We start from the raw sequence: 18901 nt of genomic DNA, 5'->3' as shown, positions 1-18901 counted from the left end.
GGGCGGCGGCCCGCACACCCCCGCCCGGGCCGCCGCCCCGGTCGCTCCCGCTCCGGCAGACACCACCCCGGACGCGACCCCGGACTGCTGGGGCACGAGCGCCTCCGACCAGCCGGGCCGGGCGACCCGCCCGCACGGGGTGCACCTGCGACTGGTGCGCACGCCGGGCCCGCCGCTGGACACCCGGCCCGTCACCCGGCTGACCCTGCCCGGGGTGCCGTCACCGAGGCCCGCGCCCGTCCCCGGCCCACGCCCGGCGCTGGACCTGCCCGAGCCCGAGGAGTTCGGCCCCGTCGCCTCGCGGCGCAGCGACCTGCCCGACCCCGCGGTCGCCGGCCGCCGCCTGGTCACCACGACCCTGGAGGCCTTCACCGGGCGCCGCTCGTTCACCCAGTTGCACTCGGCCTTCACCCTGCCGGTCTTCGCCGCGGTCAGCCGCGGACGCCGGCCCCGGTGGTGCACCGAGGGCACCGGCCCCCTGCTGGTCAGCTCGGTGCGGGTGACCGAGCCGGTCGACGGGGTCGCCGAGGTGACCGCGGTGGCCCGTCGCAACGGGCGGGCGCACGCCGTCGCGGCGCGGATGGAGGGCATCGACGGCCGGTGGCGCTGCACCGCCCTGCAGGTCGGCTGACCAGGGCCTGGACCCGGCCACGACCCCGGACACGACCCCGGACACGACCCCGGACACGACGACGCCCTCCCGACCGCAGGTGGTCGGGAGGGCGTCGTCACGAGACGGGCTCGGTCGGGCTCAGCCGGCCTGACCGTGGCACTGCTTGAACTTCTTGCCCGACCCGCACGGGCAGGGTGCGTTGCGGGCCGGCGCCTTGGTCCCGGTGACCGTCGCGGTCTTGGCGGCCTTCGCCGCCCCGGACGTGGTCGGCGAGGCGTCCAGCGAGGGCGCCGAGTAGCTCAGCTGGGTCTCCGGGCGCTCGTCGAGGCCCTTCACCGCCAGCTCGGGCCCGGTGCCGGAGGACGCCGTCGCCGGCGCGGGGGTGTCGGCGGCGGGTGCAGCGGCCGGGGTCGACCGGCGGGCCTTGGCGGCCGGGGCCGCCCCGTCGGTCACCGACCCGCTGCCGGTGACCGGGACCGTCGGGGTGGCCGCCGGGGCCGCGGGCGCAGCTGCGGCGGCGGCTGCCGCGGCCTGACGGGCCAGGACCCGCTCGTTGCCGGCCTGGGCTCGCGCCAGCGCCTCGGCCTCGGCGGTGTCCTGCTTGGCCTTCGCCTCGGCCTCCTGCTGCTCCTTGGTCTTCACCTCGAGGTTGAAGAGGAACCCGACGGACTCCTCCTTGATCCCGTCGAGCATGGCGTTGAACATGTCGTAGCCCTCGCGCTGGTACTCCACGACCGGGTCGCGGTTGGCCATCGCGCGCAGGTGGATCCCGGCCCGCAGGTAGTCCATCTCGTAGAGGTGCTCACGCCACTTGCGGTCCAGCACGCTCAGCAGCACCCGGCGCTCGAGCTCGCGGGTGACGTCACTGCCCAGCGTCTCCTCGCGGGCCTCGTACCGGGCCTGCACGTCGGCCAGCAGCTCCCGCTTGAGGACGTCGGCGGTGAGTGCGGACTGGTCGCCCTCGGCGTGGTCGTCGAGCAGCTCCTGCTGGGTCAGGCCCACCGGGTACAGCGCCTTGAGCCCGGTCCACAGCTGGTCCAGGTCCCAGTCCTCGGCGTAGCCGGCCTCGGTGGCGCCGTCGACGTAGGCGGCGACGACGTCGTCGAGCATCGACTCGATCTGCTCGTGCAGGTCCTCCCCGTCCAGGACCTTGCGGCGCTCGTCGTAGATGACGGTGCGCTGGCGGTTGAGGACCTCGTCGTACTTGAGGACGTCCTTGCGGGTCTCGAAGTTCTGCTGCTCGACCTGGGTCTGCGCCGACCGGATCGCCCGGCTGACCATCTTGGACTCGATCGGCTGGTCCTCGGGGACCCGCAGGGTGTTCATCATCGACTCGAGCATCGGGCCGTTGAACCGGCGCATCAGGTCGTCGCCCAGCGACAGGTAGAACCGGGACTCGCCCGGGTCGCCCTGTCGACCGGACCGGCCGCGCAGCTGGTTGTCGATGCGGCGGCTCTCGTGCCGCTCGGTGCCCAGCACGTACAGCCCGCCCGCGGCGACGACGTCCTCGTGCTCCTTGGCGACCTGGGCCTTGGCGTCGGAGAGGGCCTCGTCCCAGGCGGCCTCGTACTCGTCGGGGGTGTCGGTGGGGGTGAGCCCACGGGCCCGCAGCGCGTCGTCGGCGATGACCTCGGCGTTGCCGCCGAGCTGGATGTCGGTGCCACGGCCGGCCATGTTGGTGGCCACGGTGACCGCGGCCAGGCGACCGGCCTGGGCCACGATCGAGGCCTCCCGGGCGTGGTTCTTGGCGTTGAGGACCTCGTGCGGGATGCCGCGCTTGAGCAGCAGCTTGGACACGACCTCGGACTTCTCCACCGACGCGGTGCCCACCAGCACGGGCTGGCCTGCCTCCACGCGCTCGGCGATGTCGTCGACGACCGCGTCGAACTTGGCCTTCTCGGTCTTGTAGATGACGTCGGAGCGGTCCTCGCGGACCATCGGGCGGTTCGTCGGGATCGGCACGACACCCACGCCGTAGGTCTGGTTGAGCTCCGCGGCCTCGGTCTGGGCGGTGCCCGTCATCCCCGAGAGCTTCTCGTAGAGCCGGAAGTAGTTCTGCAGCGTGATCGTGGCGAGGGTCTGGTTCTCGTCCTTGATCGCGACCTTCTCCTTGGCCTCGATCGCCTGGTGCATGCCCTCGTTGTAGCGGCGTCCGGCCAGCACCCGGCCGGTGAACTCGTCGACGATGAGGACCTCGCCGTTGGTGACGATGTACTCGTGGTCCTTGTGGAAGAGCTCCTTGGCCTTGAGCGCGTTGTTCAGGTAACCGATGAGCGGGGTGTTGACCGCCTCGTAGAGGTTGTCGATGCCGAGCTGGTCCTCGACGAACTCGACGCCCTCCTCGGTGACGGCGACCGTGCGCTTGGCCGCCTCCACCTCGTAGTGCCGGTCCTTCTTCATCAGCGGCACCATGCGGGCGAACTCGCCGTACCACTTGGCCGACTGCTCGGCCGGGCCGCTGATGATCAGCGGGGTGCGCGCCTCGTCGATGAGGATCGAGTCGACCTCGTCGACGATCGCGTAGTGGTGGCCGCGCTGGACCAGGTCGCCCCGGCTCCAGGCCATGTTGTCGCGCAGGTAGTCGAAGCCGAACTCGTTGTTAGTGCCGTGGGTGATGTCGGCGGCGTACTGCTCACGGCGCACGTCGGGCTTCTGGCCGGACACGATGGTGCCCACCGACAGCCCGAGGAAGCGCTGGACCCGGCCCATCCACTCGGCGTCGCGCTTGGCGAGGTAGTCGTTGGTGGTGATGACGTGCACGCCGTCACCGGTCAGGGCGTTGAGGTAGGCCGGCAGCACACCGGTCAGGGTCTTGCCCTCACCGGTCTTCATCTCCGGGATGTTGCCCAGGTGCAGCGCCGCACCGCCCATCAGCTGGACCCGGTAGTGCCGCTGGCCCAGCGTGCGACCGGCGCCCTCACGGACGACGGCGAACGCCTCGGGCAGCATCGAGTCCAGCGACTCGCCGTCGGCGTACCGCTCCTTGAACTCGTCGGTCTTGGCCCGCAGCTGCGCGTCGGTCAGGTCGACGACGTCGGGCTCGAGGGACTCGACCGCATCGGCGATCTTGGACAACCGCCGGACGAGCTTGCCCTCACCGGCACGCAGGATCTTCGAGAACACCACGTCGTCCAATGTAGTGCCGCCCCGCCACCGACCCCGGCCGCCGAGACGGGACGGCGACCGCCGGGTCGCCCGGTCGCCCGGTCAGCGCAGGACGAGCGTCCCGGCCCCCGGGTCCAGGACGACCTCGCGGCTGCCGCGGCGCACCCCGTCGAGCACCGTGTCCACCAGGGCCTGCTGGTCGTACCCGGCCGGCAGCCGCGGCGGGGTCCCGGCCAGGGCCCGGTCGACGAGACCGGTGTCCACGTGCGGGGGCTTGACGTCCAGCACGGCGACCTTGCGGGACCGCAGCTCCCGGCGCAGCACCGAGGCCCAGGCCGACAGCGCCGCCTTGGAGGCGGAGTACTCGGCCATCTGCAGGGTCGGCGCGTCGGCGACGATCGCGGACAGCAACACCACCGCGCCGCCGTCGGCCAGCCGGGGCAGAGCGGCCCGGACCAGGCTCATCGGGCCCAGCGTGTTGACCGCGAAGAGCTCCTCGACGACGGCGTCGTCGGCGTCGGCCGCGGGACCGAAGGCCACCACCCCGCTGGCCACGACGACGACGTCCAGCCCGCCCAGCGCCTGGACCGCCGCGGCGAGGGCCGCCCGGCCGGACTCCACGTCGACGGCGTCCACCGGCTGGGTGGGCACGCCCCCGAGCTCCTCGGCCAGCGCGGCCAGCCGTTGCCGATCGCGCCCGGCCAGGGCCACCCGGGCACCGGCCGCGGCCATCCCCCGGGCCAGCGCACCACCCAGCACCCCGGTCGCCCCGACCACCCACACGCGCGCACCCTGGAGTTCCACGGGCCGATCCTGCCCCGCCCGCGCCGTCCCCGCCCACCGGCGCTTGCGCAGGCCGGGGAGGCGACGCCGGCGCCCCGTAGCCTGCAGCGGTGGCCCTGGACCTCTCCGACGACCTGCGCACCTTCTTCACCGAGCGGCACCTGGCGACGCTGACGACGCTGCGGGCCGACGGCACCCCGCACGTGGTGCCTGTCGGGGTCACCTTCGACGTCGACGCCGGCACCGCCCGGGTCATCACCTCGGGCACCTCGGTCAAGGCCGGCCACGTCCGTGCCGGCGCCGGCACGGCGCGGGTGGCGGTCTGCCAGGTCGACGGCCGCCGCTGGACCACCCTGGAGGGCGTCGCCACCCTCCGGGACGACGAGGCCTCCGTCGCCGACGCGGTCGCCCGGTACGCCGCCCGCTACCGGCAGCCGCGGGTCAACCCGGCCCGGGTCGTGCTGGAGATCGCCGTGGACCGGGTGCTGGGCAACGTCTGAACGCGCCGCGGGCCGCCCTCCCGGCGTGGGAGGACGGCCCGCAGCTCCCCCTCAGGCGTTCGCGGTCTCCCGGACGGCGTCCTCGACGCGCCCGGCCGCCGGCTCACCGAGCCGGATCAGGCCGTAGTCGTAGGCGTGCCGGCGGTAGACGACCGTCGGGACGCCGGTGTCGGCACAGGCGAAGAGGAAGAAGTCGTGCCCGACGAGCTCCATCTCGTGCAGCGCCTGGTCCACCGTCATCGGGGTGGCCGGGTGCTGCTTCTCCCGGACGACGCGTCCGGGCAGGTGCTCGTCGAGGTCGGTCCGGTGCTGCCCCTCGGCCAGCTGCTGGTCCAGGGCGACCGCGGCGACGGCGTCGATGCGCGCGGCGCTGCCGTCGAGCCGGACGCTGGCCGGGGTGCGGCGCCCGTGGTGGACCCGCCGCCGGTCGGCGGCCCGTCGGAGCCGGTTCTCCAGCTTGGTGACGGCGGCGTCCAGGGCGGACTGGAAGTCCGCCGAGCAGGCCTCGGCACGCACGACGGGGCCCTTGCCCCGCAGGGTGATCTCCACGCGCTGGCAGTTCGCGGACTGGCGTGGGTTCTTCTCGTGGAGCAGTTCCACGTCGAAGCGCTCGATCTTCGCGTCGAAGCGCTCCAGCTGGCCGACCTTGTCCTCGACGTGCTGCCGGAAGTGCTCGGGCACCTCGACGTTGCGACCTCGGACGACGATCTCCATGTGACCTCCCGAACTCGGGTGTGATCGATCCGACGCTAGCCCCGGACGGGCCGGTCCGACAGTCCTGGCCCACCCCTCCTGGGTGTCCTCACAGGTCACGGACGGTGAACACGCCGGGGCCGGGGTCTGTCGGGACGGCGCGTCGGCCCAGCGGGGTGGCCGCCACGACCGCGCCCACCACCGGCGCGTCCCGGGCGTGGCGGTGGCCGGCCAGCACCCCGGCGGCGACCGTGAGGGTCGCCCCGGTGGTGACGACGTCGTCCACCAGGACGAGCAGGGCGGGCCGCACCCCGTCCCGCACCGGCCCGTACCGCCGCCCCCGCGCGACCGGGACGACGCTGCCGGCCAGGTTGGCCCGCCGCTCGTCCGCCGACAGCCCGGCAGAGTCCCGCACCCGGCCGCGCCGGGCGAGCAGCGGGGCGGCCGCGACCGGCAGTCCGGCATCGCGCAGCTCGCGCACGGCGGCCGCGGTCAGCTCACCGACGTGGTCCCGGCCCCGCTCACGGAGGGCGGCCCGGGTGCTGGGCACCGGCACCAGCAGCACCGGGCGGCCCGGGCCGGGGCGCACGCCGCCCGGTCCGTCGCGGGCCGCGCGCAGGACCGCGGACACCGCCAGGGCCAGCGCGGTGCCCAGCGGCGCGGCCAGATCGGCCTGTCCGCGTTCCTTGAAGGCGTTGACGACCGGGCGCACCGACCCGGCGTACCCGCCGGCGGCGACGGTGGGCGGGAACCCGGTCGGGTGGCGCCGCGGCTGGGCCGGGCGGGGGTCGGCCAGCAGCGCCGCGCACCGCGGGCAGAGCACCCGCCCCGGCCGGCCGCACCCGGCGCACGCCCGGGGCAGCACCAGGTCGGCCAGCGGAGCCACCAGCCCGGTGCCCACCCGTCCCCACCACGTCACCCGGTCAGGCTGCCCCGCCCCTCGCCGCGCCGGCGGCCGCACGGCCGGGTCGGGGACACCGCCACCCGGTGTGGACAGCGGGCCGCGCCCACGGCTCAGAGCGGGTAGAAGGGCGCGCCTCCGGGCAGCGGTTCCGCACCGCGGACCAGCGTGCTCCAGGTGCCACCGGCGAGCTGCCAGAGCGTGCCGCCGGCCACCACCAGGGGGAGCCGGCTGGGCGCCGCGGCGACCGCGGTGGGCTGGGCGGGGAGACCCGAGGTGGTCACCGCCGTCACACCCCAGCCGTCCACCCCGACGGCGTAGGGCACCGTGCTCTCGGCGCCGGCGTCCCCGGCCAGCACCAGCAGCGCCGCGGAGTTCCGCCAGGCCACGTCCACGACCTGGGACAGCGAGGGGGCCACCGCCCGCAGGTCCCGGACGGCGACCTGGTCGTCGCTGCGCACCACCGTGCCCACGAGCACCTGGCCGCCGTCGGGCCCGTCCACGACCAGCGCGGCCCGGACACCGTCGGGTGAGAGCTGGAACTCCCGCGCCGCCCCCTGCCCGGCCAGCGTCGTCGCGCTCACCGTCTGCGGCGCACCGGACGCCGGGACCCGGATCACCTCCGTGCCGTCGCGCACGGTCCACACCTCGGGGCGGGTGGCCGCAGTGGTGGGGTCGGTGAGCGTGCCGGCGGTGAGCAGCGGGGCCAGCTCGCCGCCGTAGGGACCCAGCAGCAGGGTCGCACCACCCGCCGAGGCCGACACCCCGGCCAGGGACCCCAGCTGGTTGGTGGTCGGGTCCGCGGTCGCCGCGGCCGACCGCAGGGCGTAGACGCCCGTCCCTGCCGGTCCCGGCACGGGCTCCCCCGAGGTCACGGTGCGCAGCGCGCCGGCGTCCACGTAGTGCCCGACCGACCCCACCGGGACGGCGTCGGGGTCCAGCGCGGCCCAGTCGTCCACGGACTGCACGTCCGGGACGCCGGGGACCCGCAGCTGCTGGCCGTCGACGAGGACCCGCACCGCACGGACGTCGTCGAGCTGGTCCAGCGACCAGACCAGCTGCGCGCACAGCGCACTGGGGTCGTCGACGACGTCGGGCGGCAGCCCGGTCAGGTCGACGACGGCCACCTGGCGCTGCACGTCGACGTTGCTGCGCAGCTCGGACCCGGCCAACGGGTTGACCACGCCGGCCGCGACCGGCGTCGACGCCCCGGTGAGGAGCCGGTCGACCAGGGCGGTGGGCTGCGCCTCGCCGTCGACCAGGAAGCGCGGGTCGGGCACCACCCGGGTGCCGGTGGGGTCCAGGAAGTAGGCGCTGACCTGGTCGTAGGTGCGGGCGAAGTCGGGTTCCAGGAGCACCAGGCCGTCCGGCGGGTCGGTGATCCGCCACTCCCCCCGCTCCTGCGTGAGGGCCATGCTGCGGGTGTACGCCTGGCCGGTGCCCACGGTGAAGACGCCCTGGGTGTCCACGGCACCGACCAGCTCGGCGGTCACCTCCACGGTGCTCGCGTCGGTGGCCACCGGCGCGTAGTCCGCGCTGATCACCGTGACGCCCTCGGTGTCGCTCCACCGGTCCGCCGCCTGGGCGGTGAGGAACTGGCGGGCCACCGGGTGGTTGCGGGTGGTGCTCGCCATCGCGTCGACGAAGCCCCGCACGACCTCCTCCGGACTGGCACCGACCTCCGGCGGCAGCGCCTCGACACCGACGTCGGCCGGGGGGTCGGCGATCTGGGTGATCTCGACCGTCGGGGAGCTGGTCGGCACGGTGGTGCAACCGGCCAGTACCGCCGTCAGCACCGCGGCCAGGAGCCCGGCGCGGCCCCGCCTCACCGGGTGCCGCCGGGTCGACGGACGACGGCCGGCCGCAGCGGCAGGGGCGAACCGGTGAGCTCGGTGCCGGCGGTCAGCGGCACGGTGAGGCGGAACTGCGCGCCCTGGTCGGGCTGGCCCCAGACCTGCAGCCACCCGCCGTGCAGCCGGGCGTCCTCCAGGCTGATCGACAGGCCCAGCCCGGAGCCGCCCACGGTGCGCACCCGGGCCGGGTCGGCCCGCCAGAACCGGTCGAACACGTGCTGGGCGGCCTCGGAGGTCAGCCCGATCCCGTGGTCCCGGACGGTCACCGCGGCGGCCGTGCGGTTCGCGGCCAGGGTCATCTCCACCGGGCGTCCGGCACCGTGCTCGATGGCGTTCCCCACCAGGTTGCGCAGCACCCGCTGCACCCGGCGGGCGTCGACGTCGGCGATCACGGGGCGGGCCGGGGTGGCGACCTCGAGCCGGCACCCGTGACGCTGCGCCAGCGCGGACATGCCGTCGGCCACCCGGTGCAGCAGCGGACCCAGGTCGGTCGGCTCGGCCTCCAGGACCGCGGCCCCGGCGTCGTACCGGCTGATCTCCAGCAGGTCCGACAGCAGGAGCTCGAACCGGTTGACCTCGGCGTAGAGCAGCTCGGCCGAACGGGCGACGTGCGGGTCGAAGTCCGCCCGGGACTCGTGCAGCACCTCTGCGGCCATCTGCACCGTCGTCAGCGGGGTGCGCAGCTCGTGCGAGACGTCGGAGGTGAAGCGCTGCTGCAGCTGGGAGAGGCCCTCGAGCTGGACGATCTGCTTCTGCAGGCTGTCGGCCATCGCGTTGAAGCTGCTGGCCAGCCGGGCGAGGTCGTCCTCGCCGCTGACCGCCAGCCGCTCCTCCAGCCGCCCCTCGGCCAGCCGCTGGGCGCCCCGGGCGGCGCGCCGCACCGGGTCGACGACCAGCCGGGTGACCAGCACGCCGATGCCGACGACGAAGAGCGTGAGGGCGATGCCGCTGATGACCACGGTGCTGCGGACCAGGGACAGCGTCTCCTGCTCCTGGTCCAGCGGGAAGGCGTAGTAGAGGTCGACCTGCTCACCGCCCTGCCCGTCGATGGGCACCGGGGCACCGATCAGCAGGGTGGGGACCTGCTCCTGCGAGCCGTTGGGCACCAGGGCGTACCGGTAGACCTGGGTGCCGTCGTCCACGGCGTCCACCAGGTCGGCGGGCAGCGCCGAGTACAGGAACGGTCGACTGGCCGCCGGGCGCGGGGTGTCCCCGGCTCGGTAGACCAGCACCGTGTCGAAGTTGCCGGCCTCCCCGTTGCGGCTCTGCAGCTCCCGGACCGTCCGGTCCAGGGTGGAGCGCACGCTGGCGGCGTCGCCGGTGACGATGCCCGCCACCTGGGACTGGGCGTAGGAGACCCCGGCCTGGGCCTGGTCGACGGCGGCGTCCCGCTTCACCCGGAGCAGCTGGTCGCTGATCTGGTTGAACAGCACCACGCTGACGATGACCACGACCACACCGGCGACGGCCATGGTGATGGCCCCGATGCGCAGCTGCAGCGAGGAGCGCCAGGCGTGCCAGGCGGCGGCCGACCACCGGCGCACGACCCGCTGGGCACGACGGCGTCCCCGCAGCACGCGCCGCTGCACCCCGCGACGCAGCCGGCGGAGCTCGCTGCGCCGACGGACCGGGCGGGCCGCCGGCGGCGGGGACGGCGGCGCCGGCGGCCGGGCGGTGGACGCGCTCACGCCCGCGGGCGTCCCGGCCCGGTCACGGCGGGCCGGCCTTGTAGCCGACGCCGCGCACCGTCAGCACCACCTCGGGGCGCTCGGGGTCGCGCTCGACCTTGGCGCGCAGCCGCTGCACGTGCACGTTGACCAGCCGGGTGTCCGCGGCGTGCCGGTAGCCCCACACCTGCTCCAGCAGCAGCTCGCGGGTGAAGACCTGCCGGGGCTTGCGGGCCAGGGCGACCAGCAGGTCGAACTCCAGCGGGGTCAGCGCGATCGGCTCGCCGGCCCGGGACACCTGGTGCGCCGGGACGTCGATGGAGACGTCGCCGATCACCAGGTTCTCGGCCTGCCCGGTCTCCCCCCGCCGCAGCTGGGAGCGCACCCGGGCGACCAGCTCGACGGGCTTGAAGGGCTTGGTCACGTAGTCGTCGGCGCCGGCCTCCAGGCCCTGGACGACGTCGATGGTGTCGCCCTTGGCGGTGAGCATGATGATCGGGACGCTGGACTGGGTGCGGATGTCCGCGCAGATCTGCAGCCCGTTGCGCCCCGGGAGCATGAGGTCCAGCAGCACCAGGTCGGGGCGGACCTGCTGGAACGTCGCGACCGCCCGGGCGCCGTCGGAGACGAAGGCGGGCTCGTAGCCCTCGCGCCGCAGCACGATGCCGAGCATCTCGGCCAGCGCGGCGTCGTCGTCGACGACGAGCACGCGGCCGCGGGAGGAACCGGACAGCGGAGCGGAAGGCGGCACGCCCCCCATTGTGCGTGAACCGGTCCCAGACGGACCGCACCCTCCAGGGTCGTGCCCCTGGAGGGTGCGGTCGTGACTGGCTGGAACGGCCTGCTCGCAGGGTCCCGGACCGCGCGGAGCGTGGTGCGGGGGGCGAGCAGGTCCTGTCTCAGTAGCGGTAGTGGTCGCTCTTGTACGGGCCCTCGACCGGGACGCCGAGGTAGTCGGCCTGCACCTTGGACAGCTCGGTGAGCTTGACGCCGAGGGCGTCCAGGTGGAGGCGGGCGACCTTCTCGTCGAGGTGCTTGGGCAGCACGGTGACGCCGGGGGTCTGGCCCTCGTAGGCGGCGCGGTTGCCCCACAGCTCGATCTGGGCGAGCACCTGGTTGGTGAAGGAGTTGCTCATCACGAAGCTGGGGTGCCCGGTGGCGTTGCCCAGGTTCAGCAGCCGGCCCTCGGAGAGCACGATGATCGTGTGGCCGTCGGCGAACCGCCACTCGTCGACCTGCGGCTTGATGTTGGTCTTCACGACGCCGGGGATCTTGGCCAGGCCGGCCATGTCGATCTCGTTGTCGAAGTGACCGATGTTGCCGATGATCGCCTGGTGCTTGGTGGCGGCCAGCTGCTCGGCGGAGATGATGTCCTTGTTGCCGGTCGTCGTGATGATGATGTCGGCGGTGCCGATCACGTCGTCCAGCGTGGTGACCTGGTAGCCCTCCATGGCGGCCTGCAGGGCACAGATCGGGTCGATCTCGGTGACGATGACCCGGGCGCCCTGGCCGCGAAGGGCCTCGGCGCTGCCCTTGCCGACGTCGCCGAAGCCGCAGACGACGGCGACCTTGCCGCCGATCATGACGTCGGTGGCGCGGTTGATGCCGTCGATGAGGGAGTGGCGACAGCCGTAGAGGTTGTCGAACTTGCTCTTGGTGACCGAGTCGTTGACGTTGATCGCCGGGAAGAGCAGGCGGCCGTCGCGGGCGAGCTCGTAGAGCCGCAGCACGCCGGTGGTGGTCTCCTCGGTGACGCCCTTGATCTCCTGGCCGATGCGGGTCCAGTACTGCTCGTCGGCCGCGATGGTGTCGCGCAGCACCTGCAGGACGACCGAGAACTCCTCGCTGTCGGACTCGGTGGTGTCGGGCACCGCGCCGTCCGCGGCGAACCGGGTGCCGAGGTGGACCAGCATGGTGGCGTCGCCGCCGTCGTCCAGGATCATGTTCGGGCCGATGACGGTGCCGGCCTCGTCACGGAACTCGAACAGGCGCTGGGTGCACCACCAGTACTCCTCCAGCGACTCGCCCTTCCAGGCGAAGACGGGGGTGCCGGAGGGGGCGTCGACGGTGCCCTCGGGGCCGACGGCGATGGCCGCGGCGGCGTGGTCCTGGGTGGAGAAGATGTTGCAGGAGACCCAGCGGACGTCGGCGCCCAGCGCGGTCAGCGTCTCGATGAGGACGGCGGTCTGCACGGTCATGTGCAGCGAGCCGGCGATGCGGGCACCGGTGAGGGGCTTGTCGTCACCGAACTCGGCGCGCAGCGCCATCAGGCCCGGCATCTCGTGCTCGGCGAGGGAGATCTCCTTGCGGCCGAAGCCGGCGAGGGAGAGGTCGGCGACCTTGAAGTCGTCGGTGGTCAGTACGCGTGCGCCTGTAGAGGCGGTCATGTCGCTCCAGAGTGTCCCGGCCGCGCCAGAGGGGCTGCGGCAGCGTCGGATCTGTTCGTGAGCGAGCATGCCGAGGCTTCGGCGGGGCTCGTGCCGTGGTCCAGGGTACGGGTTGGAGCCCTCGACGTCTCGCGTGTCGGGGGTTCGTCACACCCCCGACCGTGGGTTCACGTCGCGCGCAGGCCCGTCGTCGCGCGGTAGAGGACGGCCGGCCCCTGCGCGGTCAGCGGGGCACCGGCCGGGACGAAGGCCGACTCGCCCTGGTCCAGCACGAGTTCGCCGTCGTCGGTGCCGAGCACCGCCCGGCCCTCGGTGCAGAGCAGGACCTGCGGGCCCGAGGTGCGCAGGCTGCCCGGGTCCGCGCCCAGCTCGCAGCGGGTCAGGTCGAAGTCCTCGACCGGCACCGGGTACCGCAGGCCACCGGGCCCCAGGACGGGGCGGATGACCGGCACCCGGCCGTCGGTGAAGTCCAGCACCTCGACGAGGGCGGCCAGGTCCACGTGCTTTCCGGTCAGACCGCCGCGCAGCACGTTGTCCGAGCTGGCCATCACCTCGACGCCGGCCCCGGACAGGTAGGCGTGCAGGTTGCCGGCGGGCAGGAAGACGGCCTCACCGGGGGCGATCGTCAGGTGGTTGCACAGCAGCGAGATGACCACCCCGATGTCACCGGGGTAGGTCGTCGCCAGGCTGGCGGCCCAGCGGTAGGTGTTGATGAACTCCGGGTCGTGCGCGGCCACGAAGGCGGCGGCGCGCTCGGCGACCGCGGTCACCAGGGACTGGCGGCGCTTCGCCGAGAGGGCGAGCAGCTGCGGGACCGCGACCTGCAGCCCACCGCGGGCCAGTGCGGCGATGGTGGGCTTGAGCTCGGGCAGCTGCAGCTTGGCCAGGCAGTGCAGCGACTCCTCGACCGGCCGGAAGCCGCACAGGGCCTCGACCGGGGTGATCGCGAGCAGGATCTCCGGCTTGTGGAAGGGGTCCTTGAAGGTGCGGGTCGGGTCGTCCTGCGGGACCCCGGCAGCCTCCTCGGCGGCGTACCCGACCTGAGCCTGCGCGGTCGTGGGGTGCGCCTGCAGGGACAGCGGGCTGTCCGCGGCGAGGACCTTCATCAGGAACGGGAGGCGGTCCCCGAAGGCCTGGCGGACAGCGCCGCCGAGGAGCCGCTCCGGGTCCTGGGCGATGGCGGCATCCAGAACGCGGCCGTCGTCCAGCACGCTGGAGGCATCAGAGTGAGCACCCATCCACAACTCGGCATGGGGCTCGGCCGCAGGGGAGACCTGCCCGAGCAGCTCCGGGATCACGGTCCGGCTGCCCCAGGGGTAGTGCCGGACGGTGTTGGTCAGCTTCCACATCCCGGTGGACGCTACCGGTGAGGTGACCCGCCCTCCGGCGTCGACGCACCGGCGGCGGGCCTCGGTTCTGCAGCTCGACGGCGAATGTCGGGCTCCAGGTAGATCACCCTCGCCATCGGGACGGCGGCCCGGATGCGGGCCTCGGCCTCGTCGATGGCGCAGGCGACCGCGGCGGCGGTGTCGTCGTGCCGCACAGCGATCTTCGCGCCCACCAGCAGCTCCTCGGGGCCCAGGTGCTGGGTCTCCATGTGGATGACCGAGAGCACGCTGCCCGAGCCCTCGAGGGCGGCGACGATCTGCCGCTGCACGTCCGGGGTGGCGGACTCGCCGAGCAGCAAGCTCTTGGTCTCCACGGCCAGGATCGCGGCGACCACGATGAGCAGCAGGCCGATGGCCACGGTGCCCAGCCCGTCGTAGACCCCGTTCCCGGTGACCACCGAGAGCCCGACACCCAGCAGCGCGAGGACCAGGCCGGTCAGCGCAGCGGTGTCCTCCAGCAGGACCACGGGCAGCTCGGGTGCCCGGGCGTGCCGGATGAAGGCCCAGTAGGACTCCCCCGGCTTGCGCACGGCATCGGTCTCCTTGCGCGCGGTCCGCAGCGAGAAGGACTCCAGCACGATGGCCACCAGGAGCACGCCGAAGGCCCACCCCGGGCTGGTCAGCTCCTCGGGCTCGAGCAGCTTGTGCACACCCTCGTAGACGGCGAAGACGCCACCGACGCTGAAGAGCACGATGGCGACCAGGAAGCCGTACACGTAGCGGTCGCGGCCGAAGCCGAACGGGTGCTGCGGGGTGGGGGCGCGTCGGGACGTGCGGCCACCGATCAACAGCAGCACCTGGTTGCCCGAGTCGGCGACGGAGTGGATCGCCTCGGCCAGCATCGAGGAGGCGCCGGTGACCAGGAAGGCGACGAACTTGGCGATCGCGATGCCCAGGTTGGCCGCCAGGGCGGCGATGATCGCCCGGGTGCCACCGTGTGCACCGGCGTCAGCCGCAGCACCCTCGGTGTCGGGCGCGGGCTCGGCCGGGGTGCTCACGAACGCTGGGTGTCCAGGGCCAGCGCGAGGTAAACGGCGCTGAAGTCGGCCGCCGCGAGCTGGCGCGCCACCCGGGCCAGACGCGGCTCCGAGTCGTGCCCCCCGGGCTCGCCCAGTGCGCTGACGGGCACGTTGCGGTCGGTGGCCAGGCGCAACACCTGGCGCATCGCGTCCGCGGCGTTGGACGGCTCCCGTTCCGCCCGGCCGTCGTGGTCGGCCTGGGCGTCGCGCAGGGTGATCAGGCGCAGGCGACGCCCCTCGTCGTCGGTCCGGTCCCGGAAGAAGTCGTCGGAGTCCCCGGCCGCCAGCGGCCCACCGACCACGGCGCACGCGGCGACCCGCTGGTCGGGCAGGCGGTAGTGACTGGCAGGGAGGCCGGCCAGGGTGGCCAGCTGATCGGCGACCCGGGTGGCGGCGGCCCCGGCCAGGGGGCCCTCGGCAGCGATGACGGGCAACGCATCGAGCAGTTCCAGGGCCAGGGTCTTCGCCGGGTTGACGAAGGACTCCCGGGCCGGCCCGCAGGCGGCGGCGACCTCGTCGAGCGCGGCGGCGACGACGTCGGTGTCGGCCGCACCGGGGGCCAGCAGCCCCAGGTCGGTGGCCAGGCGCAGCATCGGTGTCAGCAGAGACCAGAGCGTTGCGTGCCGCACCCGCGTGTCGGGGAGTGCCACGTAGGGGGAACGCGCGGCCGCACACGCAGCGTGCAACGGAGCCCCCTCCGCCCCGATCCCGACGACGGCGACGCCCCGCCGGGCCGCCTCGTAGGCGGGGGTCACGGCGTACCGGCCGGCGCCGGTCCTGGTGGCCACGACGGCCACGTCGGAGGCGCCCATCCACACCGGCAGGTCCGGGCCGGGGACGACGTCCACGGTCACCGGGCTCGAGGGCCCCAGCAGCGCCCGCAGCACGGACGCCGCCACCGCACCCTCACGCCGGGCCACGACGACCAGACCCCGCGGCCGCCCGGCACCGGTCACCCGGCCCAGGCCGGCCTCCTCGGTGAGCCGCGCGGTCTCCCGGACCTGCGCACCGGCTCCGGCCACGGCCGGGAGCAGGCCGTGGGGGTCCCGGGCCCGCAACAGCTCCGGGTCGTCGAGGACCTCCTCGGCCAGCTCGGGGGACGTCACGCCGACCGGCGCCGGGCCTCGTCGAGCAGCAGCACCGGGATGCCGTCACGCACCGGGAAGGCCCGGTCGCAGGTGCTGCACAACAGCTCGGCAGCAGCGACGTCGAGGCTGAGCGGGCTGTGGTGGGTGTCCGGGCAGGCCAGGATGGCCAGCAGCGAGGGGTCGATGCCCAGGGTCTCGGGGTGGGTCGTACCGGTCATGCGCGCACCATCTCCAGGACGTGGTCACGGATCTCGGTCATCCGAGCTCCATCGGGGGCCTCGACGTTGAGTCGGAGCAGGGGTTCGGTGTTGCTGGCCCGCAGGTTGAACCAGGCCCCGTCGGGGAGCTGGACGGTGAGGCCGTCCAGCTCGTCGAAGGCGACCCGCTCGTCGGTGCCGTAGGCCGCGCGCACGGCGGCGACCCGGTCGGCGGGGTCGGCCACGGTGGAGTTGATCTCCCCGGAGGCCACGTAGCGGCTGTAGTCGGCGGTCAGCTCCGAGAGGGTGCCCGGCTGCTCGCCGAGGGCCGCGAGCACGTGCATCGCGGCCAGCATGCCGGTGTCGGCGCGCCAGAAGTCCCGGAAGTAGTAGTGCGCGGAGTGCTCGCCACCGAAGACCGCGTCGGTGCGGGCCATCTCGGCCTTGATGAAGCTGTGGCCCACCCGGGTGCGCACCGGGTCCCCGCCGTGCTCCCGGACGATCTCGGGCACGGCCGCCGAGGTGATCAGGTTGTGGATGATCGTCGTGCCGACCCCGCGGCGGAGCTCACGGACGGCGACCAGGGCGGTGACCGCCGAGGGGCTGACCGGCTCGCCGCGCTCGTCGACGAGGAAGACCCGGTCGGCGTCGCCGTCGAAGGCCAGCCCGACGTCGGCGCCGTGCTCGACCACGGCGCGCTGCAGGTCGACGAGGTTGGCAGGGTCCAGCGGGTTGGCCTCGTGGTTGGGGAAGGAGCCGTCGAGCTCGAAGTACATCGGGACGACGTCCAGGGGCAGACCGGAGAGCACCACCGGCACGGTGTGCCCGCCCATCCCGTTGCCGGCGTCGACGACGACCTTGAGCGCGCGGATGGCCGAGAGGTCGACCAGACCGCGCAGGTACTCGGAGTACTCGCTGAGCACGTCTCGCGAGGAGACGCTGCCCACGACGCCGGGGTCACGGTCGAAGACCGACTCACCCTCGAGCAGCCGCTCGCTCCAGTCCCTGATCTCGGCGAGACCCGAGTCCTGACCGATCGGTGCTGCACCGGCTCGGCACATCTTGATGCCGTTGTACTGCGCCGGGTTGTGGCTGGCCGTGAACATCGCCCCGGGCAGGTCCAGGCTGCCGGCGGCGAAGTAGAGCATGTCCGTGGAGCCCAGCCCGGCCTCGACGACGTCGACCCCGCGGCTGAGCACGCCCTCGGCGAAGGCGCGCGAGAGCGGCACAGAGGTCTCGCGCATGTCGTGGGCGGTGACCACGGCCGACGCACCGGTCTCGGCGTGGACGAACTCGGCGAACGCCGCGCCGATCGCCCGGGCGACGGACTCGTCCCACTGGTCGGGGACGACTCCCCGCACGTCGTAGGCCTTGATGAGCGACGACAGGTCCGGCACGCTGATCCACCTCGGGTCCGTTGGAGCCACCCCATGACGAGGTGGCCCGACGACCCTATCGGCGCCGTCGCCGCCGTGCTGCAGCCACGGACCACGCGACGTGTGACCCCGGCGGGATCCTCAGGGCAGGTTGGGCAGCACCCGCAGGTGCCCCCGCTGCCGGCCGGCGCCGTTGTCGACCGGCTCCGCGTCGGACTCCTCCGGGCGGGCCGCCTCGCGCACCGCGTCGGCCAGCGCCAGCAGGTCGTCCCCGGTCGGACCGGCGTCGTCGACCTCGACCTCGTGCCGGACGACGTCCCAGCCCCGGGGCACGGTCAGCCGCTCGGCGTGGAACTCGCACAGGTCGTAGCTGTGCGGCTCCGAGTAGGTCGCCAACGGTCCGACGACGGCCGTGGACTCTGCGTAGACGTAGGTCAGGGTGGCCGCCGCCGGTTGCGCGCAGCCGCTGCGCGAGCAGCGACGTGACTGCCTCACCACCGGTTCCTCACGGCTCGCACACTAACCGCGCCACGCGCCGAGCGTCAGCAGGCACACCGGACCGCTCGTGCCGCGGCGGCCCGGACGTAGGCTCGCCCCGCCATGGACCGTCCTCCCGCCCGCGCCCGCCGCGACCGCCACGGTCGCGGTCTCCGCGGCCGCCTCGTCCCGCCCGGCGTCCCGTTGTCCCGCAGCCGGGCCGAGCAGTTCGACGACCTCGTCCTGGACGCCGTCGAGGACCTGGAGCGGCGCTGGGAGCGCGAGCTGGCCGGTGTGGAGTTCGCCGTCGAGGACGTGCCGTGGGTCGACCACAGCAGTCCCGACGAGGTCGTCCTGGACGCCGACGTCCTCGACGACGGCAGCGTGCCGCTGGCCCGGGTCCTGCCGGGACGGCGCGAGGGCAGCACCGAGCACCCGCCGCGGATCGTCGTCTACCGCCGCCCGCTGGAGATCCGGGCCCACGACCGGGACGACCTCGCCGACCTGGTGCGGGACGTGGTCGTGGACCAGGTGGCGGTCCTGCTGGGCCGGGACCCGGAGGAGATCGACCCCACGGGCTGACCGGCGCCGACCGCGCACGGACGGGTGACATGCTGCGAGGTGATGGACGCGCAGCGAGCACCGGCCCCCCTCGGACGACGACGCGGACCCCTGGTCGGTGGGGGCGTCGTCGTCGGCGTGCTGCTGGTCGTGCTCGTCGCGCTGGCCGTGACCACGGCCTCGCCGGGCCTGTGGGTGGCCGCACTGCTGGTGGCCGCGCTGGGACTCGGGGGCGCGGCGGTGTTGCGGGCCAGCACCCCCCCGGGGGCCCCGGCCCCGGGGGGGTGCTGGCC

General features: G+C 74.0%; 17 protein-coding genes and 1 pseudogene. 4 read left to right on the top strand and 14 right to left on the bottom strand.

Features of this window, described 5'->3' with window-relative positions; genetic code table 11:
• A partial coding sequence (locus AC0IVP_RS20550; protein WP_471759021.1) for an Rv3235 family protein occupies positions 1-631 on the top strand: 631 nt, incomplete at its 5' end.
• Positions 632-751: 120 nt separating this feature from the next.
• On the opposite strand, the gene secA is transcribed toward AC0IVP_RS20550, so the two are convergent.
• Positions 752-3739 (bottom strand): preprotein translocase subunit SecA, encoded by a 2988-nt coding sequence (gene secA / locus AC0IVP_RS20545; protein ID WP_471759019.1) that lies wholly within the window; start codon positions 3737-3739, stop codon positions 752-754.
• 81 nt (positions 3740-3820) lie between these two features.
• A complete protein-coding gene (locus tag AC0IVP_RS20540) occupies positions 3821-4522 on the bottom strand; it encodes an SDR family NAD(P)-dependent oxidoreductase (protein ID WP_471759017.1) in 702 nt (233 codons plus the stop codon).
• Positions 4523-4611: 89 nt separating this feature from the next.
• Between AC0IVP_RS20540 and AC0IVP_RS20535 the strand changes: the two genes are divergently transcribed.
• Positions 4612-5001, top strand: coding sequence for a pyridoxamine 5'-phosphate oxidase family protein (locus AC0IVP_RS20535; protein WP_471759015.1), 390 nt, complete (start codon positions 4612-4614; stop codon positions 4999-5001).
• A 51-nt stretch (positions 5002-5052) separates the two neighbouring features.
• Here AC0IVP_RS20535 and hpf read toward each other — a convergent pair whose 3' ends face one another.
• From hpf to AC0IVP_RS20475, 12 genes are all read right to left on the bottom strand, one after another.
• Positions 5053-5715, bottom strand: a complete 663-nt coding sequence (gene hpf, locus AC0IVP_RS20530) for a ribosome hibernation-promoting factor, HPF/YfiA family (RefSeq protein ID WP_056288756.1) — start codon at positions 5713-5715, stop codon at positions 5053-5055.
• A gap of 88 nt (positions 5716-5803) precedes the next feature.
• Positions 5804-6613, bottom strand: coding sequence for a ComF family protein (locus AC0IVP_RS20525; protein WP_471759013.1), 810 nt, complete (start codon positions 6611-6613; stop codon positions 5804-5806).
• A 95-nt stretch (positions 6614-6708) separates the two neighbouring features.
• The gene (locus AC0IVP_RS20520; RefSeq protein WP_056288763.1) at positions 6709-8424 is read right to left on the bottom strand and encodes an LpqB family beta-propeller domain-containing protein; all 1716 of its coding nucleotides are present in this window, start codon (positions 8422-8424) and stop codon (positions 6709-6711) included.
• The gene (mtrB, locus tag AC0IVP_RS20515) at positions 8421-10136 is read right to left on the bottom strand and encodes an MtrAB system histidine kinase MtrB (RefSeq protein WP_471759011.1); all 1716 of its coding nucleotides are present in this window, start codon (positions 10134-10136) and stop codon (positions 8421-8423) included. The genes AC0IVP_RS20520 and mtrB overlap by 4 nt, the downstream gene beginning before the upstream one ends.
• A gap of 22 nt (positions 10137-10158) precedes the next feature.
• On the bottom strand, positions 10159-10866 hold the full coding sequence (gene mtrA, locus AC0IVP_RS20510; protein ID WP_369799957.1) for an MtrAB system response regulator MtrA: 708 nt from the start codon (positions 10864-10866) through the stop codon (positions 10159-10161).
• 148 nt (positions 10867-11014) lie between these two features.
• Complete coding sequence (gene ahcY / locus AC0IVP_RS20505; protein ID WP_471759009.1) at positions 11015-12502, bottom strand: adenosylhomocysteinase; 1488 nt, start codon at positions 12500-12502, stop codon at positions 11015-11017.
• Between the two features lie 167 nt (positions 12503-12669).
• Positions 12670-13851, bottom strand: coding sequence for a mannose-6-phosphate isomerase, class I (manA, locus tag AC0IVP_RS20500; RefSeq protein WP_471759007.1), 1182 nt, complete (start codon positions 13849-13851; stop codon positions 12670-12672).
• Between the two features lie 11 nt (positions 13852-13862).
• On the bottom strand, positions 13863-14888 hold the full coding sequence (locus AC0IVP_RS20495) for a cation diffusion facilitator family transporter (protein ID WP_471759005.1): 1026 nt from the start codon (positions 14886-14888) through the stop codon (positions 13863-13865).
• A complete protein-coding gene (locus AC0IVP_RS20490; protein ID WP_471759003.1) occupies positions 14885-16015 on the bottom strand; it encodes an SIS domain-containing protein in 1131 nt (376 codons plus the stop codon). Before AC0IVP_RS20490 ends, AC0IVP_RS20495 begins: the two co-directional genes overlap by 4 nt.
• Positions 16012-16215, bottom strand: a complete 204-nt coding sequence (locus AC0IVP_RS20485) for a Trm112 family protein (RefSeq protein WP_471759001.1) — start codon at positions 16213-16215, stop codon at positions 16012-16014. Before AC0IVP_RS20485 ends, AC0IVP_RS20490 begins: the two co-directional genes overlap by 4 nt.
• A complete protein-coding gene (locus AC0IVP_RS20480) occupies positions 16212-17591 on the bottom strand; it encodes a phosphomannomutase/phosphoglucomutase (protein ID WP_471758999.1) in 1380 nt (459 codons plus the stop codon). The genes AC0IVP_RS20485 and AC0IVP_RS20480 overlap by 4 nt, the downstream gene beginning before the upstream one ends.
• Positions 17592-17711: 120 nt before the next feature.
• The gene (locus tag AC0IVP_RS20475; RefSeq protein WP_471758997.1) at positions 17712-18065 is read right to left on the bottom strand and encodes a DUF3499 domain-containing protein; all 354 of its coding nucleotides are present in this window, start codon (positions 18063-18065) and stop codon (positions 17712-17714) included.
• 105 nt (positions 18066-18170) lie between these two features.
• Here AC0IVP_RS20475 and AC0IVP_RS20470 point away from each other — a divergent pair, with 105 nt between their 5' ends.
• Positions 18171-18629, top strand: a complete 459-nt coding sequence (locus AC0IVP_RS20470; protein WP_056288791.1) for a metallopeptidase family protein — start codon at positions 18171-18173, stop codon at positions 18627-18629.
• Between the two features lie 42 nt (positions 18630-18671).
• Positions 18672-18901 (top strand): annotated as a pseudogene (locus AC0IVP_RS20465) (hypothetical protein); the annotation flags it as partial.

Source organism: Klenkia sp. AC732 (assembly GCF_979256525.1).
This window is presented reverse-complemented; position numbering and strand designations above follow the sequence as displayed.

Bases quoted from the DNA above. Each gene is read 5' to 3' on its own strand.
- AC0IVP_RS20470 (WP_056288791.1), top strand. From the start codon at position 18,171: ATGGACCGTCCTCCCGCCCGCGCCCGCCGCGACCGCCACGGTCGCGGT.
- ahcY (WP_471759009.1), bottom strand. From the start codon at position 12,502: ATGACCGCCTCTACAGGCGCACGCGTACTGACCACCGACGACTTCAAG.
- AC0IVP_RS20485 (WP_471759001.1), bottom strand. From the start codon at position 16,215: ATGACCGGTACGACCCACCCCGAGACCCTGGGCATCGACCCCTCGCTG.
- manA (WP_471759007.1), bottom strand. From the start codon at position 13,851: ATGTGGAAGCTGACCAACACCGTCCGGCACTACCCCTGGGGCAGCCGG.
- hpf (WP_056288756.1), bottom strand. From the start codon at position 5,715: ATGGAGATCGTCGTCCGAGGTCGCAACGTCGAGGTGCCCGAGCACTTC.